Genomic DNA, 25,217 nt, shown 5'->3' on the forward strand with positions numbered 1-25,217 from the left:
ACCAGGTGCGCATGCGCCGGCTAATGAGGGGCCATCATACCATCGCGCGTGGACGATTTTTACCGCCCTGATGGTGGTCGTCACCGTCGCCGTCACGGCCGTGCCCGCTGCCGTGTCCGCCCTCGCCGCCGTCGCGCTCGCCGGGCGGGTCCGGGTCCCCGATCGCGGGATCGGGGGGCACCGTCTTCGTGCGATGCACCCAGCTCGACAATGCCGACGCGAGCACGATGCACGCGCCTCCCGCCCATTCGCGCGGCCCCGGTATTTCGCCGGCGAACAGCCACGCCGACAGCGCCGTCACGACGAGTTCGAACAGCATGATGATCGACGCGCGATTGGCGGGCACGCGCGAGAGCCCGTACTGCACGAGCATGTTGTTCGACGCGAGCAGCAGACCGAGACCGAGCACGAGCAGAGCCGCGGTGCCCAGATGCGCGCCGACGGGCGGCGCGGGCATCGGCTCGAACAGCGACGCGAGCGCGCCCAACAGCGCCGCGCCGCCGAAGACCGCCGCGGTGCGCATTTCGGGCTTCATGTCCGGCAGCATGCGGCTCGTCTTCAGGATCAGTACATTGCTCATCGCGAAGCCCATGCCGCCGGCCAGACCGGCCCATTCGGCGGGATTACCGGGCACCGGGATGCCGAGCCGCGGCGACCACAGCATCGTCATCGCGCCCGCGAGCGACAGTGCGGCCAGCGCCGCGCCCGACCACGTGAGCCGTTCGTGCAGGATGAAATGCGCGAACAGCGCGGTCCAGGCGGGCGTCAGATAGAACAGCAGCAGCACGCGCATCACCTGACCGTGGATCGCGCCCCATACGAAACCGAGATTCGTGACGCCCGCGGCGAGCGCGAGCGCCGGCAGCAGCCAGTGCCAACGCACGGTCTTCACCGCGCGGCGCCGCACCAGCAGCACGAACAGGCAGCCGGTGCCGCTCGTGAGCGCGCTCGCGGCCGTGCCGGTCACGCCCAGCGCGGCGAGCATCCGCAGCGGATACCACACCATCCCCCAGACCGACGCGCCCAGCATGATGGCAAGTGTCGGCCAGCCGTTGCGAAGCCAGTTGGTCATCGGCCAAGGCTCCGGCGGGCGTCGTGGGCGGGTCGTATGAGGTTCCAGCCGGCCGTCTCCCGAAATGCTGCGTACATTGCTGCTCCTGCGTATTCTGTTGCGCGAACCGTGGGGGATTCGCGCCGTTCCCGCTGCGGCGCCTCAGTGCGCCGCCTGGCGGATTGTTGCCGCGCCGCGCCGCAAGCTCCGGCCTGGTCCGCGGGCGCGCCACGCTATAATCGTCCGCTCGCCGCCGCCCGCCGGCGCGCGTGCCCGGTTGTCGCCGGGTTGTCGCCCGGCTGTCCCGCCATTCGTCCGCGTCCATCCCGATCAGGCCATTTCGTCCGTGAATCCGCTACTCGACTCCCTTCAGCCCTATCCGTTCGAAAAGCTGCGCCTGCTTTTCAAGGACGTCACGCCGCCGGCCGGCCTCGCGCACATCAGCTTCGGCATCGGCGAGCCGAAACATCCAACCCCGCCGCTGATCCGCGAGGCCGTCATCGATTCGCTCGGCGGCCTCGCCGCGTATCCGGCCACGCTCGGCTCGGCGCCGCTGCGCGAGTCGATCGCGAAATGGGTCACGCAACGCTACGACCTGCCGCCGCTCGATCCGCTCACTGAAGTGCTGCCGGTGTCGGGCTCGCGCGAGGCGCTGTTCGCGCTTGCGCAGACGGTGCTCGATCCGCGCCGCGATGCCGACAGTGAGCCTGCGATCGTACTCTGTCCGAACCCGTTCTACCAAATCTACGAAGGCGCGGCGCTGCTCGGTGGCGCGCAGCCCTACTTCGTCAACAGCGACCCGGCGCGCAACTTCGCGTGCGACTACTCGGCGGTGCCCGCCGAGGTCTGGGCCCGCACCCAACTGCTGTACGTCTGCTCGCCGGGCAACCCGACTGGCGCCGTGCTGACGCTCGACGACTGGCGCGAGCTGTTCGCGCTGTCGGACCGCTACGGCTTCGTGATCGCATCGGATGAGTGCTACTCGGAAATCTACTTCGACGAATCGAAGCCGCCGCTCGGCGGCCTCGAAGCCGCGCACAAGCTCGGACGCGGCTTCGAGCGCCTCGTCATGCTGTCGAGCCTGTCGAAGCGCTCGAACGTGCCGGGCATGCGCTCGGGCTTCGTCGCCGGCGACGCCGCGATTCTCAAGGCGTTCCTGCTGTACCGCACGTACCACGGCGCGGCGCTCTCGACGGTGTTCCAAAGCGCGAGCGCGGTCGCGTGGAGCGACGAGACGCACGTGCGCGAAAACCGCGCGAAGTACCTGCGGAAATTCACGACCGTCACGCCGATGCTTGCCGACGTGCTCGACGTGCGCCTGCCCGACGCCGCGTTCTACCTGTGGGCCAACGTCGAGCGCACCGGCCTCACGGACACCGAGTTCGCCCAGCGCCTTTACGCCGACTATAATGTGACGGTTCTGCCGGGCTCGTTCCTCGCGCGCACCGCGCACGGCGTGAACCCCGGCCGCAATTTCGTGCGCCTCGCGCTCGTCGCCGACGTCGACGAATGCACGGCGGGCGCGCAGCGGATCGTCGAATTCTGCCGTTCGCTCAGCGTGAACTGAGTGCTGCCTGAGCCTCGCTCGAGCCGCACGGCATCCCCTTCTTCAGACTTCAACTCTTCAGAAAATCACGCATATGTCGCAACAACTTCAGAGCATCATCGATACCGCCTGGGACAACCGCGCCGAGTTGTCGCCGAAAGCCGCGCCGGCCGAAGTGCGCGAAGCCGTCGCCCACGCGATCGAGCAACTCGATAAGGGCGCGCTGCGCGTCGCCGAAAAGAAGGACGGCGAGTGGGTCGTCAACCAATGGCTGAAGAAGGCCGTGCTGCTGTCGTTCCGCCTCGAGGACAACGCGCCGATGCCGGCCGGCGGCTATAGCCAGTTCTACGACAAGGTGCCGTCGAAGTTCGCGAATTACACCGCTGAAGACTTCGCCGCCGGCGGCTTCCGCGTGGTGCCGCCCGCGATCGCGCGCCGCGGCTCGTTCATCGCGAAGAACGTCGTGCTGATGCCGTCGTACACGAACATCGGCGCGTACGTCGACGAAGGCACGATGGTCGACACGTGGGCGACCGTCGGCTCGTGCGCGCAGATCGGCAAGAACGTGCACCTGTCGGGCGGCGTCGGCATCGGCGGCGTGCTGGAGCCGCTGCAGGCGAACCCGGTCATCATCGAAGACAACTGCTTCATCGGCGCGCGCTCGGAAGTCGTCGAAGGCGTGATCGTCGAGGAAAACTCGGTGATCTCGATGGGCGTGTACCTCGGCCAGAGCACCAAGATCTACGACCGTGAAACCGGCGAAGTCACGTACGGCCGCATTCCGGCGGGCTCGGTCGTGGTAGCGGGCAACCTGCCGTCGAAGGACGGCACGCACAGCCTGTACTGCGCGGTCATCGTCAAGAAGGTCGACGCGAAGACGCGCGCGAAGGTCGGCCTGAACGAGTTGCTGCGAGGCGACTGATGGCGCGCGGCACCAAAACCGTCGTCTACGGCATTCCGAACTGCGATACCGTGAAGAAGGCGCGCGTGTGGCTCGAAGAGCACGGCGTCGAGTTCGAGTTTCACGACTTCAAGAAGGCCGGCGTGACCGTGCCGCTCGTGCAGGACTGGCTCAAGGACGTCCAGCTCGACGCGCTGCTGAACCGCCGCGGCACGACCTGGCGCGCGCTGTCCGACGACATGAAGGCGGCTGCGGAAACGCAGCCGGGCGCGATCGCGCTGATGATTCACAAGCCGTCGGTCATCAAGCGGCCGGTGCTCGTCGTGAACGGGCGCGTGAAGTCGCTCGGTTTTTCCGCGGACGAGTACGCGGCGCTGTTTGCCTGAGCGCAACGCCGAAGCGCCAGGCTCGAGCACAAGGTTGCAAAACGCGCGGCCTCGCGCCGCGTCGTTCAAAGGCTGTTGCCGGCTGCGGTGCGTCACCGCGAGCCGGCATTTTTTCATTTCAAAATGGCTTGTACTGAATCCATGCCCGGCACCCTCGCCCTTACCGAACAACTGATCGCGCGCGCGTCCGTGACGCCCGACGACCAGCATTGCCAGCGTCTCTTGATCGAGCGCCTGGCCGCGCTCGGCTTCGAGCACGAAACGATCGAATCCAACGGCGTGACCAACCTGTGGGCCGTCAAACGCGGCGTCGACGGCACGCGGGGCAAGCTGCTCGCGTTCGCCGGCCACACCGACGTGGTACCGACCGGCCCGCTCGAACAGTGGCAATCGGCGCCGTTCGAGCCGACCCGGCGCGACGGCAAGCTGTACGGCCGCGGCGCGGCGGACATGAAGGCGTCGATCGCCGGCTTCGTCGTCGCGAGCGAGGAGTTCGTGGCGGCGAACCCCGGGCACCGCGGCTCGATCGCGTTCCTGATCACGAGCGACGAGGAAGGCCCCGCGACCGACGGCACCGTCAAGGTCGTCGAAGCATTGCAGCAGCGCGGCGAGCGCATGGACTACTGCATCGTCGGCGAGCCGACCTCGAGCGAGCGTTTCGGCGACATGGTCAAGAACGGCCGGCGCGGCTCGATGTCGGGCAAGCTGATCGTCAACGGCGTGCAAGGCCATATCGCCTACCCGCATCTGGCGAAGAATCCGGTGCACCTGCTCGCGCCAGCGCTCGCCGAACTCGTCGCCGAGCGCTGGGACGATGGCAACGAATATTTCCCGCCGACCACCTGGCAGGTGTCGAACCTCCACAGCGGCGCCGGCGCGACCAACGTGATCCCCGGCCATGCGGACGTGATGTTCAACTTCCGCTTCTCGACCGCGAGCACCGTCGAAGGACTGCAAAAGCGCGTGCATGCGATTCTCGACAGACACGGCCTCGAATACGAACTGCAATGGACCGTGAGCGGCCTGCCATTTCTCACCCCGCGTGGCGAGCTGTCGAGCGCGCTCGCGCAGGCGATCAAGGACGAGACCGGCGTCGACACCGAGCTCTCGACCACCGGCGGCACGTCGGACGGCCGCTTCATCGCGCGCATCTGCGAGCAGGTGATCGAGTTCGGTCCGCTGAACGCGAGCATCCACAAGATCGACGAACATATCGAAGTCGCCCATATCGAGCCGCTGAAGAACGTGTATCGCCGCGTGCTCGAACAACTGATCGCGTAACCAGGAACTTTGCGATGACGCTTCCTTTTTGCACCGTGCGCGACCTGCTGCGTTATGCAGTGTCGCGTTTTAGCGAGGCCAAACTGTCGTTCGGCCACGGCTCGGCCAATGCCTACGACGAAGCCGCCTATCTGATCCTGCACACGCTGCATCTGCCGCTCGACCTGCTCGAGCCGTTTCTCGACGCGCGCCTGACCACGGCCGAAATCGAGGCGGTGCTGAAGGTGATCGAGCGGCGCGCGGCCGACCGCGTGCCGGCCGCGTACATCACGCAGGAAGCGTGGATGCACGGCTATCGCTTCCACGTCGACGAGCGTGTGATCGTGCCGCGCTCGTTCATCGGCGAGCTGCTGCAGGACGGCCTGCAGCCGTACGTCGAGGATCCCGAGCAGGTCGGCGCGGTGCTCGAACTGTGCACCGGCTCCGGGTGTCTCGCGATTCTCGCCGCGCACGCGTTCCACAACGCCGACGTCGACGCGGTCGATCTGTCCGCGCCCGCGCTCGAAGTCGCGACGCGCAACGTGTTGGACTACCACCTCGACGAGCGCATCGCGCTGTTCGAAGGCGATCTGTACGCGCCGCTCGCCGAGCGCCGCTACGATGTGATCATCAGCAATCCGCCGTACGTGAACGCCACGTCGATGCAGGAGCTGCCGGCCGAATACAGGCACGAGCCGGAGATGGCGCTCGCCGGCGGCGCGGACGGCATGGACGTCGTGCGCCGGATCATCGCCGACGCGCGCAACTGGCTGACCGAAGACGGCGTGCTCGTCATCGAGATCGGCAACGAGCGCGAGCACGTCGAAGCGGCGTTCGGCGGTCTCGATCTCGTGTGGATGTCGACCAGCGCCGGCGACGACAACGTGTTCCTGATTCAGGCCAGCGACTTGCCGGTCTGAGTCCGGCATCCTGTCCGTTTGATCGACGTTTCAAGCGCGTCTCTCAGGCAGGGTTACGAGCAATCGCCGCGACAGCGCGTGGCCTTGCCCGCAACCGCAGCCTGAGCCCGTTGCCCGACGCGTTCGCCGCAGACCACGGAGCGAGCCCATGCCCGCCTCCGTTTCCTGAACCACGGCGCTTCGCCAACCGTTCGCGAGCTTATGTCATTCGACCTGCTTCATGTCGGCACGCTGGTTGTGGTTGCCCATATTCTCGGCATCGTCGCGGCCGCCCACGCGATTCTCCATACCCGCACCTCGCAAGGCGCGATTGCGTGGGCCGTATCGCTGGTCGCGATGCCTTATCTGACGCTCGTGCCCTACCTGTTCCTTGGCCGCAGCAAGTTCGCCGGCTATGCGGACGCGCGCCGCGTCGAGAACGAGCTGTTGCGCACGCGCGCGCATCCGCAGCTGTGGGACACCCAGGCGTCGTCGGCCGGGGTGCCGACGCAGCAGCTCGGCTCGCGGCTCGTGCAGTCGCTGACGCGCCTCGGCGGCATGCCGTTCCTGCCCGGCAATACCGTGCGCACGCTGGTCAACGGCACGGCGACTTTCGAGGCGATCTTCGATGCGATCGGGAACGCGCGCCGCTATGTGATCGTGCAGTTCTTCATCGTGCGCGACGACGCGCTAGGCGGCATGCTGAAGGACGCGCTGATCGCGAAAGCGCAACAGGGCGTGCGGGTCTACTTCCTGTACGACAGCATCGGCAGCTTCGATCTGCCGCACCGCTACGTCGCGGCGCTGCGCGCGGCCGGCATCGAGACGCATCCGTTCGCGACGAACCGCCGCTTCGTCAACCGTCTGCAATTGAATTTCCGCAATCACCGCAAGATCGTGTCGGTCGACGGCGAGCGTGCGTTTATCGGCGGTCATAACGTCGGTGTCGAATATCTGGGCGCGAAGCCGCCGCTATCGCCATGGCGCGATACCCATATCGAGGTGCGCGGCCCGGCGGTCGCAAGCATCCAGTTCGTGTTTATCGAGGACTGGTACTGGGCCACGCAGAAGTTGCCCAAGTTCGACGTGCCGGCCGCTGATTCAGCCGAGCCGCGCGTCGAGCAGCCCGTCGACCACGGCGCCGACGAACGCGCCGCGAACAACATGCACTGCCTGGTGCTGCCGAGCGGCCCGGCCGACAGGCAGGAGACCTGCTCGCTGTTCTTCGTCGAAGCGATCAACGCGGCGCGCGAACGCATCTGGATCACGACGCCCTATCTCGTGCCCGACGAAGCCGTGTTCGCCGCGCTGCGGCTCGCGGCGCTGCGCGGCGTCGACGTGCGCATCCTGATTCCGAGCCGGCGCGATCACCGGGTGGTGTTCGCGGCGTCGAAACTGTATGCGTACGACTCGCTGCGCGCGGGCATTCGCGTTTTCCGCTATCAGCCGGGCTTCCTGCATCAGAAGGTCGTGCTGATCGACAGCAGCGCGGCTGCGATCGGCAGCGCCAATCTCGACAACCGCTCGTTTCGCCTGAACTTCGAGATCATGGTGCTGACCGTCGATCGCGGCTTCGCGCTCGAAGTCGAAACGATGCTGCTCGACGACTTCGCCGAGTCGCGCGAAATCGACCGCGACGAGTACCGCAAGGCGAACGCGCTGCGACGCATGCTGATGCACGTCGCTCGACTCTTTTCGCCGATCCTGTAGGGGCACCCGCTTACAGCTGCGCTTCGATATCCCCGGTGATCGCCTCGGGCTTGGTCAGCGGCGCATAGCGCTTGACGACGTTGCCGTCGCGGCCGATCAGAAACTTCGTGAAATTCCACTTGATTGCCTCGAGGCCAAGCAGCCCCGGCGCCTCAATCGTCAGATAGCGGAACAGCGGGTGCGCGTTCGGACCGTTCACGTCGATCTTGTCGAACATCGGAAACGTCACGCCGTAGTTCTTCTCGCAGAAGCTGCCGATCTGCGCGGCGTCGCCCGGCTCCTGCTTGCCGAACTGGTTGCACGGAAAACCGAGCACCGCGAGCCCGCGCGCCGCGTACACGTCGTACAGTTTCTGCAAGCCCGCGTACTGCGGCGTGAACCCGCATTCGCTCGCGGTATTGACGATCAGCATCACCTTGCCCTGGTACTTCGCGAGACTCGCTTCCTCGCCGCCGAGCGTGCGTGCCGAAAACGAATAGATCGATGTCATGTGCCCTCCGCTGAAAGCCGTCAGTCTATGCCAAAAGCGCTGCCGATACAGTCGTCCGGATGGCCGATGACCGCTGCGCGCAAAGTGACAGACGGGCAATCGGCGCCGCGCGCCCGGCAACGCGCCCGGCAGTCTAAAATAGCGGTTTTCTTCAGCCGGCCACGTCGTGATCCGTTTCAATCAGTTTAGCCTCGCGCGCGGCACCAAGCCGCTTTTCGACAACACCACGTTCACGTTGAACCCCGGTGAAAAAGCCGGCCTCATCGGCGCCAACGGCGCGGGCAAGTCGACGCTGTTCGCCGTGCTGCTCGGCGAGTTGCATGCGGACGGCGGCGATTTCTCGATCCCGCCCACCTGGCGCATCGCGCACGTCGCGCAGGAAACGCCCGCCGTCGCCAAAACCGCGCTCGCCTACACGCTCGACGGCGACGCCGCGCTGCGCGACATCGAGGCGCGCATCGCGGCCGCCTCCGCGGCGCACGACGGCGCGGCCGAAGCCGAAGCGCATGCGGCGTTCGCGGACGCCGACGGCTACACCGCGCCGGCGCGAGCCGAAGCGCTGCTGCTCGGCCTCGGCTTCACGCTCGACCAGACACGCGAGCCGGTCAGCAGCTTCTCGGGCGGCTGGCGCATGCGGCTGAATCTCGCGCAGGCGCTGATGTGCCGCTCCGACCTGCTGCTACTCGACGAACCGACCAACCACCTCGACCTCGACGCGATCGTGTGGCTCGAAGACTGGCTGAATCGCTATGCGGGCACGCTGATCGTGATCTCGCACGATCGCGAATTTCTCGATTCCGTCTGCAACGTCACGCTGCATCTGGAACAGCAGCAGATCAGGCGTTACGGCGGCAATTACTCGCAATTCGAAGTGCTGCGCGCGCAGCAGATTGCGCTGCAACAGAGCGCGTACGATAAGCAGCAACGCACGGTCGCGCATCTGCAGAGCTACATCAACCGCTTCAAGGCGCAAGCCACCAAGGCGCGTCAGGCGCAAAGCCGGGTGAAGGCGCTCGAGAAGATGGAGTTGATCGCGCCCGCGCACGTCGCGTCGCCGTTCACGTTCGAGTTCCGTACGCCCGACTCCGCGCCGAATCCGATGATGGTGATGGAAGACGTGCGCTGCGGCTACCACGCCGAAGACGGCGGCGAGATTCCGATCGTCGAGCGCGTAGTGCTGTCGATCCAGAACGGTCAACGCATCGGCCTGCTCGGCGCGAACGGCCAGGGCAAGTCGACGCTGATCAAGACGCTCGCGGGCACGCTCGAACCGTTGAGCGGCCACGTACGCGAAGGCAAGGGTCTGCGCATCGGCTACTTCGCGCAGCATCAGCTCGAAACGCTGCGCCCGGACGACACGCCGTTGCAGCACCTCGCGCGCCTCGCACCCGATACTCGCGAGCAGGAGCTACGCGACTTCCTCGGCAGCTTCAACTTTTCCGGCGACATGGCGACCGCGAAGATCGCGCCATTCTCGGGCGGCGAGAAAGCACGCCTCGCGCTCGCGCTGATCATCTGGCAGAAGCCGAACCTGCTGCTGCTCGACGAGCCGACCAACCACCTCGACCTCGAAACGCGCCACGCGCTGACGATGGCGCTCGCGCAATTCGAAGGCACGCTGATTCTGGTGTCGCACGACCGCCACCTGCTGCGCGCGACGACCGATCAGTTCATGCTGGTCGCCAGGCATCGTCTGCAGGAATTCGACGGCGATCTCGATGACTATCGCGACTGGCTGTTGCAGCATGCGGCCGAGCAGCGCGCCGCGCTGAAGGCGAATGCGTCGGGCGCGCCAGGCGCATCTGTCGACGGCACGAATGGCGCCGACAGCAACGTCAATCGCAAGGAACAGCGCCGCCTCGAAGCGGAAACCCGGCAGAAGCTCGCGCATCTGAAAAAGCCGCTGCAAGGCCGCATCGCGAAGATCGAAAAGGAAATGGACGCGCTCAACGCGGAGAAAGCGACGCTCGATGCATTCGTCGCCGATTCCGCGAGTTACGAGCCGGAACACAAGAGCAAGCTGACGGAGGCGATCCGCCGTCAGGCAGACGTGAACGCGCGCCTCGACACGCTCGAAGCCGAATGGCTCGAGACGCACGAGGAACTCGAACAGATCGGCTAGCGGCACGCAGCAGCCGGGCCGCGCCGGCATCCACGGGAGCTTGGCTTTGTCATTTGCGAACTCATCGGCCGCGGAGGTGCCGCCGCCGTTGCAAGGACTGCGGGTGCTCGACCTCACGCGCCTGCTGCCCGGTCCGGTGGCCGCACTGCGCCTCGCCGAGCTCGGCGCCGATGTGCTGAAGATCGAAGCGCCCGGCGCGGGCGATCCGACGCGCACGATGATGCAGTCGTCGAGCGATCGCGTCGCGGGCCGGCCCGGCGCGTTCTATCGGATGGTCAATCGCGGCAAGCGCGAGACCCGCCTCGACCTCAAATCCGAAGCGGGACGCCACGTGCTGCGCGCGCTCGCGGCCGAAGCCGACGTGCTGATCGAGAGCTTCCGGCCGGGTGTGATGGAGCGGCTCGGCCTCGGTTACGCGACGCTTTGCGCAACCAATCCGCGGCTCGTCTATTGCGCGATCAGCGGATTCGGTGCGAGCAGTCCGTTCGCGGATCATGCGGGACATGATCTGAACTACATCGGCTATGCGGGCGTGCTCGACCAACTGGCAAGCAGCGACGGCGCGCCGATCCTGCCGAACTTCCAGATCGCCGATCTGCTCGGCGGCGCATTGAGCGCGGTCACGCAGATTCTCGCCGCGCTCTGGCATGTCGCGCGTGGCGGGGCAGGCCGCTTCGTCGATGTTTCGATGACGCACACGAGCTATGCGCACAACTTCGTCGCGCAGGTGTCGCTGGTCAACGAAGGGGCGGCGCCCGCCGCGGGCAGCGGTCTGTTGAACGGCGGCGTGCCCTGCTACAACCTGTACCGCACGAGCGATCAGCGCTGGCTCGCGGTCGGCGCGCTCGAATTGAAGTTCTGGGAAAGGCTGTGCATGGCGCTCGATCGGCCCGAATGGGCGACGCGTCACTGGAGCCTCGGTCAGGCGATCGGCGGCCCCGATGCCCTGGCACTCATTCAGGAGCTCGCCAATGTGATCGCGACGCGCACGCTCGGCGAATGGGTGGAATCGCTGGAATCGCTCGATTGCTGCGTGTCGCCGGTGCTGACGCCCGCCGAAGCGGCGCAGCATCCGCTGTTCAATCCGCCCGCGTATGCTGCGGCGGCCTCGAGCGCCGCCGCGGCAGACGACGACGGCGGCAGCGCGGAGCTCTAACGCACATGGCGCAGTCGCGGCGCGGCAGCACCTCCGTCAACGCCGCGTCACCGTCTGCCTCCGCAGCGTTTGACGCGGCGACTTCTCGTCGTCGTACAGCAGGTGTTTGCGGCCTTCCACGTGGCGGCTGATCGTGGCGCGCACTTCCGCGGCCGTCACGTCTTCTGCCACCACTCGCCGCGAAATCTGCCCCGCGGGGTCGATCCATTCGACGATCCGGCAGGCGCCGCCCCAAGGCTGATGAATCGGTGCGGAGACCCGGCAGCCGCGCACCTGGAGGTGACACTCGACTGCGATTTCATATGGCTGTTTCAAAGCGCGATCCTTTTTCGGGCATCAGAAGGGATGCATATCGTTACAGCTTAGAAAAAAGGTATGGCGACCAGGTTACAGCCAACATGGATACCTTTACCGGGCATTACGGGAGCGCAAGCGTACCAAATCCTCGCGAGCCGCCCGGACCCCCGGCTATTCGAGCGTGCGGACGCGGTCGATGGCCTGTTCGATCCGTTCGACCGCAACGACCTGTAAGCCTTCGATCGGCTGTTTCGGCGCATTGGCCTTCGGAATCACCGCGACCGAGAAGCCGAGCTTGGCCGCTTCCTTCAGGCGCTCCTGCCCGCGCGGCGATGGCCGGATTTCGCCGGCAAGGCCGACTTCGCCGAACACGACGAGCCCCTTCGGCAGCGGCTTGTTGCGCATCGAGGAATGGATCGCGAGCAGCACCGCGAGGTCGGCGGCCGGCTCGGAGATCTTCACGCCGCCCACCGCGTTCAGAAACACGTCCTGATCGAAACAGGCGATGCCCGCATGCCGATGCAGCACCGCGAGCAGCATCGCGAGGCGGTTCTGTTCGAGTCCGACCGCGAGGCGTCGCGGATTCGGCGCGTTGGCCGCATCGACCAGCGCCTGCACTTCCACGAGCAGCGGCCGCGTGCCCTCCTGCGTGACCAGCACGCACGAACCCGACACCGACTGCTCGTGCTGCGACAGAAACAGCGCCGACGGATTCGCGACGCCGCGCAGGCCGCGCTCGGTCATCGCGAATACGCCAAGTTCGTTGACCGCGCCGAAACGGTTCTTGATCGCGCGCACGAGACGGTACGACGAGTGCGTGTCGCCCTCGAAGTACAGCACCGTATCAACGATATGTTCGAGCACGCGCGGACCCGCGAGCGCGCCCTCTTTCGTGACGTGACCGACCATGATCATCGTGGTGCCGGACTGCTTGGCGATGCGCGTGAGTTGCGCCGCGCACTCGCGCACCTGCGCGACCGAGCCCGGTGCGGATGTCAAGGCATCCGAATAGACGGTCTGGATCGAATCGATCACGGCCACGTCGGGCCGTTGCTCGGCGATCGTCGCCTGAATTTTTTCGAGCTGGATTTCCGCGAGCAATTGCAGCTCGCTCGCCTTCGAGCCGGGTTCGAGCAGCGCCAGCCGTTGTGCGCGCAACGCGATCTGCGCCCCCGATTCTTCGCCGCTAATGTAGAGCGCGCGTTTGTCCGCCGCGATTTCCGCGAGTGATTGCAACAACAGCGTCGATTTACCGATGCCCGGATCGCCGCCGATCAGCACCACGCCGCCCGGCACGAGGCCGCCGCCGAGCACGCGGTCGAATTCGCTGACGCCGGTGGAAAAGCGCGGCACGTCCGACGCTTCGAGGTCGGCGAGGCGCCGTACCGGCGTACTCTTCGCGAGCGACTGGAAACGGTGCGTGGACGGCGCCTCGGCGACAGATTCGACGAGCGTATTCCACGCCTGACAGGACGGGCATTGCCCGGACCACTTCGGTGACTGACCGCCGCATTCCCCGCAGATGTACAACGTCTTCGCTTTCGCCACGCGTTACTCCGCGCGAACCGGCACACGCGGCGCGACTGCGCACATCAGCTCATAGCCGATCGTGCCGCAAGCCTGCGCGACGTCGTCGATGGGCAGCGCGGTGCCCCACAGTTCGACGCGAGAACCGACGTTGGCGGTCGGCACCGGGGTCAGGTCGACGGTCAGCATGTCCATCGACACACGTCCAACGATCCGCGTGCGCACGCCATCGACGATCACCGGCGTGCCTTCCGGCGCGATGCGCGGATAGCCGTCGGCGTAACCGCACGCGACCACGCCGATGCGCATCGGCCCGCGCGCGGTGAACGTCGAACCGTAGCCGACCGAGCTGCCTTCGCCGAGCGTCTGCACCGCGATCAGTTCCGACGCGAGTGTCATCGCGGGCTGCAGGCCCGTGCCGTCGATGGCCGCCGTCACGCCGGACGGCGACGCGCCATACAGAATGATGCCCGGGCGCACCCAGTCGAAATGCGCTTCCGGATGCCACAGCGTCGCTGCCGAATTCGCAAGACTGCGCGCACCGGCAATGCCTTGCGCGCCGCGCTCGAACGCTTGCATCTGATGCGCGACGCCGCGTTCGCCATCGGCATCGGAAAAATGCGTCATCAACGTGATCTGGCCGACGCCCTGGCAGGCGCGCGCGCGCTCCCATGCGGCACGGAATTTTTCGACGGTATAACCGAGCCGGTTCATGCCAGTGTTCATCTTCAACTGGATGTTGACCGGTTTCGACAGACGCGCCATTTCGAGCATGCGCAGCTGCTCGTCCGAATGCAGCGCCGTGGCCAGACTGTAGCGGTCGATCACGTCGATATCGGTCGGCCGGAAAAAGCCTTCCAGCAGAAGAATTGGGCCCGCCCAGCCCAATTCACGCAACTTCACCGCTTCTTCGAGGTCCAGCAACCCAAAGCCGTCGGTAGCGCGCAAACCCGGAAACACGCGAGCGAGGCCATGCCCGTATGCATTGGCCTTGACGACGGCCCAGACTTTCGATTTGGGCGCATAGCGGCGCGCGACAGCGAGGTTATTGGCGAGGGCAGCGGTATGAATCGTGGCGGAAAGGGGGCGCGGCATGGGATTTTTTCGTAAAGACACTTTGCGAATCAGCGGCTTACAGCGCGTTTTCAGCGCTCGGCGGCCCGCTGGGCGGTGCGATCAAGGATTCTGCTAGTCCGAATACAGCTATTTTCATGATATAAAGCCGTGCGCACAACCCATTTCGATCGGCATAAGCCCGGACGTATGACAAACGGCCGGGGCGGACAGACCGCAGCGAGGACAGCATCGCATCAGATGAAAAAAGGTTTTTACACCATCATGGCCGCGCAGTTTTTTTCGTCGCTGGCCGACAATGCGCTTCTGATCGCCGCTATCGCACTGCTAAAAGATCTTCACGCTCCGAACTGGATGACGCCGCTGCTCAAGCTGTTTTTTGTGCTGTCGTACGTCGTTCTTGCCGCATTCGTGGGCGCATTCGCCGACTCCCGTCCGAAAGGACGCGTGATGTTCATCACCAATACGATCAAGGTGGTCGGCTGCCTGACGATGCTGATCGGCGCGCATCCGCTCCTTGCGTATGGCGTCGTCGGCTTCGGCGCGGCGGCCTACTCGCCCGCCAAATACGGCATTCTCACCGAACTGTTGCCGCCTGACCGGCTCGTCGCCGCGAACGGATGGATCGAAGGCACCACGGTCGGCTCGATCATTCTCGGCACGGTGCTCGGCGGTGCGCTGATCAGCCCACATATCGCCGCGCCGATTCTCAGGTGGCATATCCCCAGCGTGAACACGCCCGCGGAAGCCGCGATGCTCGTGATCATGGGCATGTACGTGATCGCCGCGCTGTTCAATCTGCGCATTCCCGACACCGGCGCGCGCTATCCGCGACAGGAGCACGGGCCGATCCGCCTGATCACCGATTTCGCCGACTGCTTTGTCGTGCTGTGGCGCGACAAGCTCGGACAGATTTCGCTCGCCGTGACGACGCTGTTCTGGGGCGCGGGCGCGACGCTGCAATTCATCGTGCTGAAGTGGGCCGAGGTGTCGCTGAACATGTCGCTGTCCGAGGCGGCGATCTTGCAGGCGGTGGTCGCGGTCGGCGTCGCGGGCGGCGCGATTCTCGCGGCCTCGCGCGTGCCGCTGAAAAAATCGCTGTCGGTATTGCCGGTCGGCATCGTGATGGGTATCTCCGTGATGCTGATGGCGTTCTACACACGCGATCTGTTTCCCCCGCACTGGGGTGTTTATTTTGGCCGCATGCACGTGGCGGGCTATCTGATTTTCGCGTATATCTTCCTGATGTTCGTGGGCGGCCTGTCGGGCTTTTTCGTCGTGCCGATGAATGCGCTGCTGCAGCATCGCGGGCACGTGCTGCTGTCGGCGGGCCATTCGATCGCCGTGCAGAACTTCAACGAGAACCTGTCGGTGCTCGTGATGCTATGCCTGTACGCGGTGCTCGTGTGGCTCGACGTGCCGGTCTCCGCGGTGATCGTGCTGTTCGGCACCTTCGTCTGCCTGATGATGTGGCTCGTGATGCGGCGCCATCAGGCGAACCAGCGCGCATTCGACTCGGTCGCGCTGATCGGCGAAGCCAAGCACTGACCGGCTGCGCCAAGGCCGGCCGCGACAACCGCGAGCGCGCCCTCCTTCTTCTTCGCTCGACCATGACTCAATCGATTCCCAATGTGCTGACGATCGCCGGTTCCGATTCCGGCGGCGGCGCTGGCATCCAGGCCGATCTGAAGACCTTCTCCGCGCTCGGCGCGTATGGCGCGAGCGTCATCACCGCGCTGACCGCGCAAAACACGCGCGGCGTGACCGCGATTCACGCGCCGGACCCCGGTTTCATCACCGCGCAGCTCGACGCGGTGTTCGACGATATCCGCATCGACGCGGTGAAGATCGGCATGCTCGCGAATGCATCGATCGCGCGTGCGGTCGCCGACGCGCTGCGCCGTCACCAGCCCAAACACATCGTGCTCGACACGGTGATGATCTCGAAGAGCAACCACGCGCTACTGCTGCCCGATGCGGTCGCGGTGGTGCGCGACGAACTGCTTCCCCTCGCCGATCTGCTGACGCCGAATCTGCCGGAAGCGGCCGCGCTGCTCGGCACCCAGGCCGCCGCCGACGAAGCCGGCATGGTCGAGCAAGGCGAAGCGCTGCGCGCGCTCGGCGCGCACGCGGTGCTGATGAAGGGCGGCCATCTGAGCGCGGCGGATAGCCCCGACTGGCTCGTGCAGGAAAGCGGCACGCTGCGTCTTGGCGGTCCGCGCGTGCCGGTGAAGAACACGCATGGAACGGGCTGCACGCTGTCGTCGGCGATTGCCGCGCTGATTGCGCAGCGCGACGATCTCGCTAGCGCCGTCGCAGATGCGAAGCTTTATCTGACCGGTGCGTTGCAGGCGAGCGAGCGGCTCGACGTCGGCCACGGCGTAGGGCCGGTGCATCACTTTCATCGGTGGTGGTAAGCGGCGTCATTGCTTCGCGTAACGCCGCGCCTGCTCGGGCCAGTCGTCGGGCACGATAAAGCCGCGCGAGCATTCATGCAGATTGCCCGCGTTGTCGTCGATGAATGCGGCGACCATCGTCGGGCCATGTTGAAGTGAGGTCTGCGCGGTAAGCGTGTTTGCGTCGACGCAGCACGCGTAGTCCGTGCCGCGTTGCGTGTGATATCGCGGCGCGAGCCATTCGAGTCGCGGCAACACCCGCCACCGGTGCGCATGCGCGGATGCGAAAGCCGGCCAGTCTCGACGCGTCACCCACCAGCCACGCCCATGCGCGGGATCGAGTTCGGACGGATCAGTGGGCGTCTCGCCGTGCCGGTAAAACAGCCAGCCTTTGACGAAGATCTGCGGCGTCCACGCGCCCGCATAGCCTGCCGATGCAAATTCCTCGCGCGCGCTGAGCGGCAGCTGATGAAGGAGCAGATGCGCGAGTTTCAGATCGAAGCGGTCCTTCAGATTCGGGCCGACATAATCGGCGAGACGTGCCGCCTGTGCGCCATTCGCGTCGCCCGCATGCAGATAGCACTTCACCGCGAGTTCCCAATGCAGGCGCGCGCCCTGCCGCGTCCGCACGAGGAAATCGCATTCGCCGAGCGTGAGGCCCGCGTGCCGTAACGGCACACCGGCTGCGATCAGTTGCGTCGCCGGTCCAAGCCGCAGGAAAAAGCCCAGCAGGCGTTCAGCGTAGCGGCCAAGACGCGTGATGCGCGTAGCCGCGAGATCCTGGCGCAGAAGTTCCGGCGTGACGTCGAGCGCGCGCAGCCAGTCGAACGTGGCCTGCAATTCCTGCGGTGTGTCGAAGGGATCGGCGAGCGCGCCTACCGGAGGCTGCGGGCGCAACAGATCGGGACTCAGCAGCAGCCACGCGAGATCGCGGACAGCGGGATCGCGCAGCGCATCGACTGAAGCATCGCCACGCAAACCCAGCAACGTGTCGAGAAGCGCCGCGCGGCTGATAGACGCGCCGGGCATACGCGCCGCCGGCCCCTCGGGCATCGTCACTTTGATTCGTTCGACGGCGCGCCGCCGCTCGCGAGCCACGTCGCGCGCGCGAGACACAGGTCGCCCCAAGCTTTGGCCTTGTCGGGCAGGCTGCGCAGCAGGTAGGCCGGGTGATAGGTGACGATCACCGGCACGCCTTCGTACGTATGCACGCGGCCGCGCAGCGACGAAATGCTCGCGTCGGTCTTCAGCAGGCTCTGTGCGGCGAAACGGCCGAGCGCGACGATTAGCTTCGGCTTTACGAGCGCCACCTGGCGCTGCAGATACGGCTCGCAACGCGCGACTTCGTCGGGCTGCGGATTGCGGTTGCCAGGCGGCCGGCACTTGATCACGTTCGCGATATACACGTTGGTGCCGCGCGCGAGCGCGAGCGAATGCAGCATGTTGTCGAGCAGCTTGCCGGCCTGGCCGACGAACGGTTCGCCCTGACGGTCCTCGTTCTCGCCCGGCGCTTCGCCGATCAGCATCCAGTCGGCCTCTCGATCGCCGACGCCGAACACCGTGTTGGTGCGCTTCTCGCAAAGCCGGCACGCTTCGCATCCGGCGACACGTTCGGCTAGCGCGTCCCAGTCGAGTGTCTGGATGGGCGGCAGCGCGGGCGCGTCGCGGCGCGCTTCGGCGGCTGCGGGGACCGCTGCGGCTGGATCGTCGAACCACGCGAAGTCGTCGTCGGGCGGGGCGTCGAAAGTCGGCGGGGTCGAAGAGTCGAGTTGCGGCTGCGGCGATGTTGTTTCTCGCCGCGGCGCAGTTGCGTCGAAGCGCGGCGCAGATTCGCGCTCCGCTTGCGGCGGCTGCATGTCGACGGATGCGCGCAGCGATTCGTGCGCGGTCTGCGGCGCAGGCTCCGCGCGACGCTCGCCGCTCGTCTCTTGCCGCATCGATTGCAACGGCTCGTCCGCTTGCGCGGCAACGGCATCACCCTGCCCGGCCTCCGTCTGTGGCGCCGCGAGCCCGCGACGCACCCACAACGGCGCGAGTCCGAATTCTTCGAGCAACGATTCATGCAGCGCCATCTGCGCCCTCCGTGGCAAACGACAGACGCATCACGATCGCGTCCTCCCGGCCGCGATGCCGCGCCGGATAATAATTTTTGCGCCGGCCAATCGACGCGAAGCCGAAGCGCTCGTACAACCGGATCGCCCGATGATTCGACGGCCGCACTTCGAGCAGCAGCCCCTCGAGCTTCTCCGCGCGCGTGATGCGCACCGCCTCGCGCAGCAGCGCGAGGCCCGCGCCGGCGCCTTGCGCTTGCGGCGTGACGCATAGATTGAGCAGATGCATTTCATCGACGACCGGCATCAGTACGCAATAGCCGATCAGCGTGCCCGTCACGTGCCGCAGACAGACGCCGAAATAGCCATTGCGCAACGAGTCGCCAAAATTGACGCGGCTCCACGGAAACTCATACGCGAGTTTCTCGATCGCGACGACTTCGTCGAGGTCGCTTTCGGTCATCGGCGACATATAGCGGTCCGTGAGCAGCACGCCGCTCATGGGCGCGCCTCGTCGTCGGACGGCTGGCCGGACGCGCCGTCGCGCGCGCGGCGCGCGGGTTGCTCGGTGGTAAGAGCCGCTTTGGCCGATTTCGCCGCTTTGTCGGCCATGCGCTCGGCGGTCGTCTGCGCGACCTTGTCGCGCACGTACTCGGGCGCGGCCTGATCAGCGGGCACTGTGCGGCCCGCATGAAACGCGCGCAGCGCCGCGTACGCGAGCGGCAGCGCATGCGGCAACGCTTCGCCATCGACACTGCGCGCGGCCGCGACCGCCGGCAAGCGCTCGCCGAACGCGGCGGCGGCGTTGCCGGCGAGCGTGAACGGCACGTCGGGCAGCACGAGTCGTTCAGGTGTATCGAGCGACGCCGTCTGCACGGTGCGCCATTCGCGTTGCGCGTCGTCCCACGCGTAGTCGGCCCAGTAGATTTCGTCCATGCGCGCGTCGAGCGCGGCGAGCACGCGCGTCGTCGACCGATCGTGCAGGCGGGCGCTCTCAGCGCACACGAGCAGCGTGCCGATCGGCACGACCGGCAGGTTCAGGCCGAATGCGAGGCCTTGGGCGACGCCGGTCGCGGTGCGCAGTCCGGTAAACGAACCCGGACCCGAGCCGAACGCGATCGCGTCGCAGTCCGCCAGCGTGAGGCCGGCTTCGTCGAACAGCTCGCGGATCGCCGGCAGCAGGCGTGTACTGGACACCGCGCCGGTTTGTTCATGGCGCACCCAGACGCGGGGCTCGGCGGTGGGCTGACCGGCGGCATCGACGGCCGCGGACACGAGCGCCGCCGAACAGAATTCGGTCGATGTATCGAGGGCAAGGAGCACTATTTGAGTCATGGACCGTATTGTAATCGGCGCCGTGCGCGTGAATGGCGGTTTGCGCGGTCGCGCTGCCTACGTGCGCGGCGGCCACCGTTTGGAATAAGCCCTCGGTCCCGCCGCGGCAGGCAATTGTTATGATCTTCGGCCGATCTCATCTAACCCGCCACGCGGGCCAAACGACCATGACCGACATCAACGCACAGTTCGCGCAAGCCCAGGAAGACGTCAAGCAACTGCCCGAACGTCCGGGCAACCTGACGCTGCTGCGTCTTTATGCGCTGTTCAAGCAGGCGAGCGAAGGCAATGTGCACGGCGACAAGCCGGGCTTCACCGACATCGTCGGCAAATACAAATACGACGCGTGGGCGGCGCTCGCGGGCACCGCGCAGGACGCTGCGAAGCAGCAATACGTCGAACTCGTCGAGTCGCTGAAGAGCGGCGCCGCGGCCTGAGTTTGCGCCGCGGCGACCCTCTGCGGAGATGGCCGTCTGACAAGGTCGCGACGGCCTCGCGGCGGTTTCGGAGTCGAAGCCCAGGGCCGCAGCCCTCGCTTGCAGGCCTGATTCCGGCATTTGTTCCGTCGGAATTGTCCGAATAGTGGCGCGGCGCAGCAAATGTCGCTATAATCCCGCCTGCGCTTTCACTGCTTTGCCCGTTTTTCCAGCGGTCCTCGCGGCGCAGCGTCCCATAGCGTTTGCTCCAATCCAGTTTAGAACCTGTCCCCTTCTGCCTAGCCCACTTCGGGCTCAAGTCCCAGGCTGGCGACTCGCCATGTTGGCACGTCGCATCCGATACAGCTTCTAACGAAAAACTCGCCTTCATTGTCGCGAGTTGCCCCCGTTTTTCGATTTGCTCGCTGCTGTTTTTGCTCGCTGAATCCGACGACTTGGGTATGCCGATTGGCGTTGACGTTTTCATCCGATGATCCACCCAGGATCGTTTTCAAGGATTCACATGACTTTGAGCAACACCCCCAGCAGCCCGTTGAACGCCATCGCCGACGAAGCACTCGGTCTTTCGCCCGCCGCTCCCGAAGCCGCCGCGCAGGCTGACGCCAAGCCGACCTTCGCGTCGCTCGGCCTGTCCGCGGACGTCATCTCCGCGCTGACCGCCGCCGGCTACGAGCACCCGACGCCGGTGCAGCAACGCGCGGTGCCGGCAGGTATCGCCGGCCGCGATCTGCTCGTTTCGAGCCCGACCGGCTCGGGCAAGACCGCCGCATTCATGCTGCCCGCCATCGAGCGTTTCTCGCAGCTGCAAAAGACCCAGGCGAGCCAGCCGCGCGAACCGCGCCCGGCCGACGGTGGCCGTGGCCGCCGTCCGCAGCCGGTCGCACGTCCGACCATGCTGGTACTGACCCCGACCCGTGAACTCGCGATGCAGGTCACGACCGCCGCGGCGACGTACGGCAAGCACCTGAAGCGCCTGCGCACCGTCAGCATTCTCGGCGGCGTCGCTTATGGCCAGCAGTTGATGCTGCTCGCGAAGAACCCCGAAATCCTCGTCGCAACGCCGGGCCGTCTGATCGACCACCTCGAGCGCGGCCGCATCGATCTGTCGCAACTGCAGATCCTCGTGCTCGACGAAGCCGACCGCATGCTCGACATGGGTTTCATCGACGACATCGACACGATCGTCGCAGAAACGCCGGCTACGCGTCAGACCATGCTGTTCTCCGCCACGCTCGACGGCAAGATCGGCTCGCTGACCGGCCGTCTTTTGAAGGACCCGGAGCGTATCGAGATCGTCCAGCGCCTGGAACAACGCACCAACATCGCGCAAACCGTCCACTACGTCGACGACCGCGATCACAAGGACCGTCTGCTCGACCATCTGCTGCGCGACTCCGGCCTCGACCAGGCCATCGTCTTTACGGCAACCAAGATGGACGCCGACCAGTTGGCAGGCCGTCTGGCCGACGCCGGCTTCGAATCGGCCGCGCTGCACGGCGACCTGCCGCAAGGCGCGCGTAACCGCACGATCCGCGCACTGCGCGAGCGCCGCGTGCGCGTGCTGGTCGCAACCGACGTCGCCGCTCGCGGTATCGACATCCCCGGCATCACGCACGTGTTCAACTACGACCTGCCGAAGTTCGCCGAAGACTACGTGCACCGTATCGGCCGTACCGGCCGTGCGGGCCGCTCGGGTATTGCGGTGAGCCTCGTGCATCACGCCGAACAGGGCGCACTCAAGCGCATCGAGCGCTTCGTGCGCACGCCGCTGCCGGTCAACGTCGTCCAAGGCTTCGAGCCGCGCAAGGCGGCGCCTTCGGGCAATGGCCGTGCTGGCTTCGGCGGCCGCGGCCGTCCTGGCGGTGGTAATGGCAGTCGCTTCGGCAGCGGTTCGGGCAAGCCGGGCGGCTACGGCGGCTCGCGCAACGGTAACGGCAATGGTAACGGCAACGGCGGCGGCGGCGGCTGGGGCAACAAGTCGGCCGGCGGTTCGCGTGACGGTCATGGTTCGCGCGAAGGCTTCGGCGGTGGTTCGCGCGACGGTTACGGTTCGCGTGACGGCTACGGCGCGCGCCGTAGCGACGGTCCCCGTTCGGCACGTCGCGGCAGCTAATCGTCCCATCGGACAAACCGGACGGCGTCGCGCCGCCCGTGACACTCAAAAAAACCGGCGCTGAGGCGTCGGTTTTTTTTCGCCCGTGGGCTGCCCGCCCCAAATTTCACGATGTAAAAAAATTTTTTGCGTCGTAAAAAACCATGTTGCAAAGCACAAGAAGAGCCATTGCAACAGGGAAGATATCGTTTCTTATCGCGAAACGAAAACCTCAAGCCATTGATTTAATAGAAAAACAAATATTGGGAAAACGCTTGGTGGCGTCTATTGCGCGCCCTTCGATTTGCCTAGACTCTTATATAAGACTTCACGAAACAGAACGCCTCTCCGGGCCCGATGCTTCGAGAAGACAAAGTCACCCATCCTCCATAACTGGCATCGAAGGAGCACATCATGACCATGACCCGTGAACAGCAAGTGCAGCAACTTAAGCAGCAATGGGAAGCGGACCCGCGTTGGAAAGGTGTCAAGCGCACCTACTCGGCCGAAGACGTGGTGCGTCTGCGCGGCTCGGTGCAACCCGTGCACACGCTCGCCAAGCGCGGCGCGGAAAAGCTGTGGGCGGCCGTGAACAACGAGCCGTTCGTCAACTCGCTCGGCGCGCTGACCGGCAATCAGGCGATGCAGCAGGTGAAGGCCGGTCTGAAGGCAATCTATCTGTCGGGCTGGCAGGTCGCGGGCGATGCCAACGTCGCTGGTGAAATGTACCCGGACCAGTCGCTGTATCCGGCCAACTCGGTGCCGCTGGTCGTCAAGCGCATTAACAACACGCTGACGCGCGCCGATCAGATCCAGTGGTCGGAAGGCAAAAACCCGGGGGATGAAGGCTACGTCGATTACTTCGCACCGATCGTGGCCGACGCGGAAGCCGGTTTCGGCGGCGTGCTGAACGCGTTCGAACTGATGAAAGCGATGATTGAAGCGGGCGCGTCCGGCGTGCACTTCGAAGACCAGCTCGCGTCGGTGAAGAAGTGCGGCCACATGGGCGGCAAGGTGCTCGTGCCGACCCGTGAAGCCGTCGCGAAGCTGACCGCCGCGCGACTCGCCGCCGACGTGTCGGACGTGCCGACCGTACTGCTCGCCCGCACCGACGCGGAAGCCGCCGACCTCGTGACCTCGGACATCGACGACAACGACCGCCCGTTCCTGACCGGCGAGCGCACCGTCGAAGGCTTCTACCGCACGAAGCCGGGTCTCGAGCAGGCAATCTCGCGCGGCCTCGCGTATGCGCCGTACGCCGACATGATCTGGTGCGAGACCGGCAAGCCGGACCTCGAGTTCGCGAAGAAATTCGCCGACGCGATCCACAAGGAGTATCCGGACCAGCTGCTGTCGTACAACTGCTCGCCATCGTTCAACTGGAAGAAAAACCTCGACGACGCGACGATCGCGAAGTTCCAGCGCGAGCTCGGCGCGATGGGCTACAAGTTCCAGTTCATCACGCTGGCCGGCTTCCATGCGCTGAACTACTCGATGTTCAACCTCGCGTACGGCTATGCGCGCAACCAGATGACCGCGTTCGTCGAAATGCAGCAAGCCGAATTCGCGGCGGCCGAAAAGGGCTTCACCGCGGTCAAGCACCAGCGCGAAGTCGGCACCGGTTACTTCGATGCCGTCACGCAGACGGTCGAGCGCGAAGCATCGACGACCGCGCTGCACGGTTCGACGGAAAACGAGCAGTTTTTCGACAAGAAGGTCGCCTGAGATCAGCCGGTCGGGGTCGTGCAGTCCGAGCGCAGGAACGATCGGCAAGCGCCGAGCGGCACCGCGAGCGTGCCGCCGACGCAGGGAGGGTCTTGCCGCGCCGGATTGGCAGAAGCGTCAGCGCGCATGCCAGCGGCCCGGGTCCGAGAAAAGCCAGCACGCGACCAGCATGCGGCGAAGCTAAACGCGCCGGCAGCGCCGCCGGCGCGTTTTTTTCGAATGTGCCGCGCGCCGGCAATCGGGCGGCAATCGGACGGCAATCCGGCGGGCAGCACATCGTTTCAGCGATAGACGATCACAGGAATCTTCGTATGCGTGAGCACGCGCTGCGTTTCACTGCCGATCAGCAGGCTGCCGAGCCCGCGCCGCCCGTGCGATGCCATGAAGATCACGTCGCAACCGCCCTGCTCGGCCGCTTCGATGATGCCGAGATACGGCGCCGGATGCACGCTCGTGCGGCTCTCGACGCTGATGCCGACGCGGTGCGCCGCCTGCTCGACCTCGCGCAAATGCACGCGCGCCTCGCGCTCGCTGCGTTGCAGGAACTCGCCGGGCGGTTCGACCACGACTTCGGAGAACGGCGAGTACGGATATTGCGGCAGACACGCGTACGCGGTGACTCGCGCGCCGACGGCCTGCGCGAGATCGATCGCGCCCGCTATCGCTTTGCGCGACAGGTCTGAACCATCGGTTGGAACCAGGATGTGCCTGAACATGATGCCCTCCGTCACCAGCTGCGCGCAGCGCGGCGTCAGCGTCCAA

Annotated in this window: 24 protein-coding genes; 13 read left to right on the forward strand and 11 right to left on the reverse strand. The window is 65.7% G+C overall.

Features of this window, described 5'->3' with window-relative positions; genetic code table 11:
• Positions 1–34 precede the first annotated feature (34 nt).
• Positions 35–1,072 (reverse strand): DMT family transporter, encoded by a 1,038-nt coding sequence (locus OKW43_RS24015; RefSeq protein WP_187633006.1) that lies wholly within the window; start codon positions 1,070–1,072, stop codon positions 35–37.
• Between the two features lie 325 nt (positions 1,073–1,397).
• Between OKW43_RS24015 and dapC the strand changes: the two genes are divergently transcribed.
• From dapC to cls, 6 genes are all read left to right on the forward strand, one after another.
• Complete coding sequence (gene dapC, locus OKW43_RS24020) at positions 1,398–2,618, forward strand: succinyldiaminopimelate transaminase (protein WP_429450295.1); 1,221 nt, start codon at positions 1,398–1,400, stop codon at positions 2,616–2,618.
• Between the two features lie 73 nt (positions 2,619–2,691).
• On the forward strand, positions 2,692–3,519 hold the full coding sequence (gene dapD / locus OKW43_RS24025; protein ID WP_429450297.1) for a 2,3,4,5-tetrahydropyridine-2,6-dicarboxylate N-succinyltransferase: 828 nt from the start codon (positions 2,692–2,694) through the stop codon (positions 3,517–3,519).
• Positions 3,519–3,884, forward strand: a complete 366-nt coding sequence (locus tag OKW43_RS24030; protein ID WP_429450299.1) for an ArsC family reductase — start codon at positions 3,519–3,521, stop codon at positions 3,882–3,884. Before dapD ends, OKW43_RS24030 begins: the two co-directional genes overlap by 1 nt.
• Positions 3,885–4,025: 141 nt before the next feature.
• Entirely contained in the window at positions 4,026–5,165 is a 1,140-nt protein-coding gene (gene dapE / locus OKW43_RS24035; RefSeq protein ID WP_187633010.1) for a succinyl-diaminopimelate desuccinylase, read from the forward strand.
• A gap of 14 nt (positions 5,166–5,179) precedes the next feature.
• Positions 5,180–6,064 carry a 50S ribosomal protein L3 N(5)-glutamine methyltransferase gene (gene prmB, locus OKW43_RS24040; RefSeq protein WP_187633011.1) on the forward strand — a complete coding sequence of 295 codons (885 nt, stop codon included), beginning with the start codon at positions 5,180–5,182 and terminating at the stop codon, positions 6,062–6,064.
• Positions 6,065–6,265: 201 nt separating this feature from the next.
• Positions 6,266–7,753 (forward strand): cardiolipin synthase, encoded by a 1,488-nt coding sequence (gene cls, locus OKW43_RS24045; RefSeq protein WP_187633012.1) that lies wholly within the window; start codon positions 6,266–6,268, stop codon positions 7,751–7,753.
• A 10-nt stretch (positions 7,754–7,763) separates the two neighbouring features.
• Here the strand turns inward: cls and OKW43_RS24050 are convergent, their stop codons facing one another.
• Positions 7,764–8,243, reverse strand: coding sequence for a glutathione peroxidase (locus OKW43_RS24050; RefSeq protein WP_187633013.1), 480 nt, complete (start codon positions 8,241–8,243; stop codon positions 7,764–7,766).
• A gap of 166 nt (positions 8,244–8,409) precedes the next feature.
• Between OKW43_RS24050 and OKW43_RS24055 the strand changes: the two genes are divergently transcribed.
• Positions 8,410–10,365: an ATP-binding cassette domain-containing protein gene (locus OKW43_RS24055; RefSeq protein ID WP_429450303.1), complete on the forward strand. Its 1,956-nt coding sequence runs from the start codon at positions 8,410–8,412 to the stop codon at positions 10,363–10,365.
• Positions 10,366–10,453: 88 nt separating this feature from the next.
• Positions 10,454–11,521 (forward strand): CaiB/BaiF CoA transferase family protein, encoded by a 1,068-nt coding sequence (locus OKW43_RS24060; RefSeq protein ID WP_429451772.1) that lies wholly within the window; start codon positions 10,454–10,456, stop codon positions 11,519–11,521.
• Positions 11,522–11,557: 36 nt separating this feature from the next.
• On the opposite strand, the gene OKW43_RS24065 is transcribed toward OKW43_RS24060, so the two are convergent.
• The 3 genes from OKW43_RS24065 to alr all read right to left on the reverse strand — a co-directional run bounded on the left by OKW43_RS24065 (position 11,558) and on the right by alr (position 14,440).
• Complete coding sequence (locus tag OKW43_RS24065) at positions 11,558–11,836, reverse strand: DUF2866 domain-containing protein (RefSeq protein WP_429450306.1); 279 nt, start codon at positions 11,834–11,836, stop codon at positions 11,558–11,560.
• A gap of 153 nt (positions 11,837–11,989) precedes the next feature.
• A complete protein-coding gene (radA, locus tag OKW43_RS24070; RefSeq protein ID WP_187633016.1) occupies positions 11,990–13,366 on the reverse strand; it encodes a DNA repair protein RadA in 1,377 nt (458 codons plus the stop codon).
• A 3-nt stretch (positions 13,367–13,369) separates the two neighbouring features.
• Positions 13,370–14,440 (reverse strand): alanine racemase, encoded by a 1,071-nt coding sequence (gene alr, locus OKW43_RS24075; RefSeq protein ID WP_187633017.1) that lies wholly within the window; start codon positions 14,438–14,440, stop codon positions 13,370–13,372.
• A 219-nt stretch (positions 14,441–14,659) separates the two neighbouring features.
• On the opposite strand from alr, the gene lplT reads away from it, so the two are divergent.
• On the forward strand, positions 14,660–15,967 hold the full coding sequence (gene lplT, locus OKW43_RS24080; RefSeq protein ID WP_187633018.1) for a lysophospholipid transporter LplT: 1,308 nt from the start codon (positions 14,660–14,662) through the stop codon (positions 15,965–15,967).
• Between the two features lie 62 nt (positions 15,968–16,029).
• Complete coding sequence (thiD, locus tag OKW43_RS24085) at positions 16,030–16,836, forward strand: bifunctional hydroxymethylpyrimidine kinase/phosphomethylpyrimidine kinase (protein WP_187633019.1); 807 nt, start codon at positions 16,030–16,032, stop codon at positions 16,834–16,836.
• A gap of 6 nt (positions 16,837–16,842) precedes the next feature.
• Here thiD and OKW43_RS24090 read toward each other — a convergent pair whose 3' ends face one another.
• Genes OKW43_RS24090 through tsaB form a run of 4 tightly spaced genes read right to left on the reverse strand, consistent with a single transcriptional unit; the run spans position 16,843 to position 20,201 of the window.
• A complete protein-coding gene (locus OKW43_RS24090; RefSeq protein ID WP_429451774.1) occupies positions 16,843–17,868 on the reverse strand; it encodes a DUF1853 family protein in 1,026 nt (341 codons plus the stop codon).
• 2 nt (positions 17,869–17,870) lie between these two features.
• Positions 17,871–18,887 (reverse strand): uracil-DNA glycosylase family protein, encoded by a 1,017-nt coding sequence (locus OKW43_RS24095; protein ID WP_429450310.1) that lies wholly within the window; start codon positions 18,885–18,887, stop codon positions 17,871–17,873.
• Complete coding sequence (rimI, locus tag OKW43_RS24100) at positions 18,874–19,368, reverse strand: ribosomal protein S18-alanine N-acetyltransferase (RefSeq protein WP_187633021.1); 495 nt, start codon at positions 19,366–19,368, stop codon at positions 18,874–18,876. Before rimI ends, OKW43_RS24095 begins: the two co-directional genes overlap by 14 nt.
• Complete coding sequence (gene tsaB / locus OKW43_RS24105) at positions 19,365–20,201, reverse strand: tRNA (adenosine(37)-N6)-threonylcarbamoyltransferase complex dimerization subunit type 1 TsaB (protein ID WP_429450312.1); 837 nt, start codon at positions 20,199–20,201, stop codon at positions 19,365–19,367. Before tsaB ends, rimI begins: the two co-directional genes overlap by 4 nt.
• 167 nt (positions 20,202–20,368) lie before the next feature.
• On the opposite strand from tsaB, the gene OKW43_RS24110 reads away from it, so the two are divergent.
• On the forward strand, positions 20,369–20,638 hold the full coding sequence (locus OKW43_RS24110; protein ID WP_187633023.1) for an acyl-CoA-binding protein: 270 nt from the start codon (positions 20,369–20,371) through the stop codon (positions 20,636–20,638).
• A 278-nt stretch (positions 20,639–20,916) separates the two neighbouring features.
• On the opposite strand, the gene OKW43_RS24115 is transcribed toward OKW43_RS24110, so the two are convergent.
• A complete protein-coding gene (locus OKW43_RS24115) occupies positions 20,917–21,132 on the reverse strand; it encodes a hypothetical protein (RefSeq protein ID WP_187633024.1) in 216 nt (71 codons plus the stop codon).
• 8 nt (positions 21,133–21,140) lie between these two features.
• Between OKW43_RS24115 and OKW43_RS24120 the strand changes: the two genes are divergently transcribed.
• Both OKW43_RS24120 and aceA read left to right on the forward strand, forming a co-directional pair.
• On the forward strand, positions 21,141–22,751 hold the full coding sequence (locus tag OKW43_RS24120) for a DEAD/DEAH box helicase (RefSeq protein ID WP_187633025.1): 1,611 nt from the start codon (positions 21,141–21,143) through the stop codon (positions 22,749–22,751).
• Positions 22,752–23,150: 399 nt separating this feature from the next.
• Complete coding sequence (gene aceA, locus OKW43_RS24125) at positions 23,151–24,455, forward strand: isocitrate lyase (protein WP_429451776.1); 1,305 nt, start codon at positions 23,151–23,153, stop codon at positions 24,453–24,455.
• A 281-nt stretch (positions 24,456–24,736) separates the two neighbouring features.
• Here the strand turns inward: aceA and OKW43_RS24130 are convergent, their stop codons facing one another.
• The gene (locus OKW43_RS24130; protein WP_187633026.1) at positions 24,737–25,171 is read right to left on the reverse strand and encodes a universal stress protein; all 435 of its coding nucleotides are present in this window, start codon (positions 25,169–25,171) and stop codon (positions 24,737–24,739) included.
• Between the last annotated feature and the right edge of the window lie 46 nt (positions 25,172–25,217).

Origin of the sequence: Paraburkholderia sp. WC7.3g, from assembly GCF_050436345.1 — a bacterium.
In the GTDB taxonomy this organism is placed as follows: domain Bacteria; phylum Pseudomonadota; class Gammaproteobacteria; order Burkholderiales; family Burkholderiaceae; genus Paraburkholderia; species Paraburkholderia podalyriae.

Coding starts and splice junctions, on each gene's coding strand:
- thiD (WP_187633019.1), top strand. CDS start 16,030: ATGACTCAATCGATTCCCAATGTGCTGACGATCGCCGGTTCCGATTCC.
- alr (WP_187633017.1), bottom strand. CDS start 14,440: ATGCCGCGCCCCCTTTCCGCCACGATTCATACCGCTGCCCTCGCCAAT.
- OKW43_RS24095 (WP_429450310.1), bottom strand. CDS start 18,887: ATGGCGCTGCATGAATCGTTGCTCGAAGAATTCGGACTCGCGCCGTTG.
- aceA (WP_429451776.1), top strand. CDS start 23,151: ATGACCCGTGAACAGCAAGTGCAGCAACTTAAGCAGCAATGGGAAGCG.
- OKW43_RS24110 (WP_187633023.1), top strand. CDS start 20,369: ATGACCGACATCAACGCACAGTTCGCGCAAGCCCAGGAAGACGTCAAG.
- OKW43_RS24130 (WP_187633026.1), bottom strand. CDS start 25,171: ATGTTCAGGCACATCCTGGTTCCAACCGATGGTTCAGACCTGTCGCGC.
- OKW43_RS24090 (WP_429451774.1), bottom strand. CDS start 17,868: ATGCCCGAGGGGCCGGCGGCGCGTATGCCCGGCGCGTCTATCAGCCGC.
- OKW43_RS24050 (WP_187633013.1), bottom strand. CDS start 8,243: ATGACATCGATCTATTCGTTTTCGGCACGCACGCTCGGCGGCGAGGAA.
- cls (WP_187633012.1), top strand. CDS start 6,266: ATGTCATTCGACCTGCTTCATGTCGGCACGCTGGTTGTGGTTGCCCAT.
- prmB (WP_187633011.1), top strand. CDS start 5,180: ATGACGCTTCCTTTTTGCACCGTGCGCGACCTGCTGCGTTATGCAGTG.
- tsaB (WP_429450312.1), bottom strand. CDS start 20,201: ATGACTCAAATAGTGCTCCTTGCCCTCGATACATCGACCGAATTCTGT.
- lplT (WP_187633018.1), top strand. CDS start 14,660: ATGAAAAAAGGTTTTTACACCATCATGGCCGCGCAGTTTTTTTCGTCG.
- dapE (WP_187633010.1), top strand. CDS start 4,026: ATGCCCGGCACCCTCGCCCTTACCGAACAACTGATCGCGCGCGCGTCC.
- OKW43_RS24120 (WP_187633025.1), top strand. CDS start 21,141: ATGACTTTGAGCAACACCCCCAGCAGCCCGTTGAACGCCATCGCCGAC.
- dapD (WP_429450297.1), top strand. CDS start 2,692: ATGTCGCAACAACTTCAGAGCATCATCGATACCGCCTGGGACAACCGC.
- OKW43_RS24030 (WP_429450299.1), top strand. CDS start 3,519: ATGGCGCGCGGCACCAAAACCGTCGTCTACGGCATTCCGAACTGCGAT.
- rimI (WP_187633021.1), bottom strand. CDS start 19,368: ATGAGCGGCGTGCTGCTCACGGACCGCTATATGTCGCCGATGACCGAA.
- OKW43_RS24015 (WP_187633006.1), bottom strand. CDS start 1,072: ATGACCAACTGGCTTCGCAACGGCTGGCCGACACTTGCCATCATGCTG.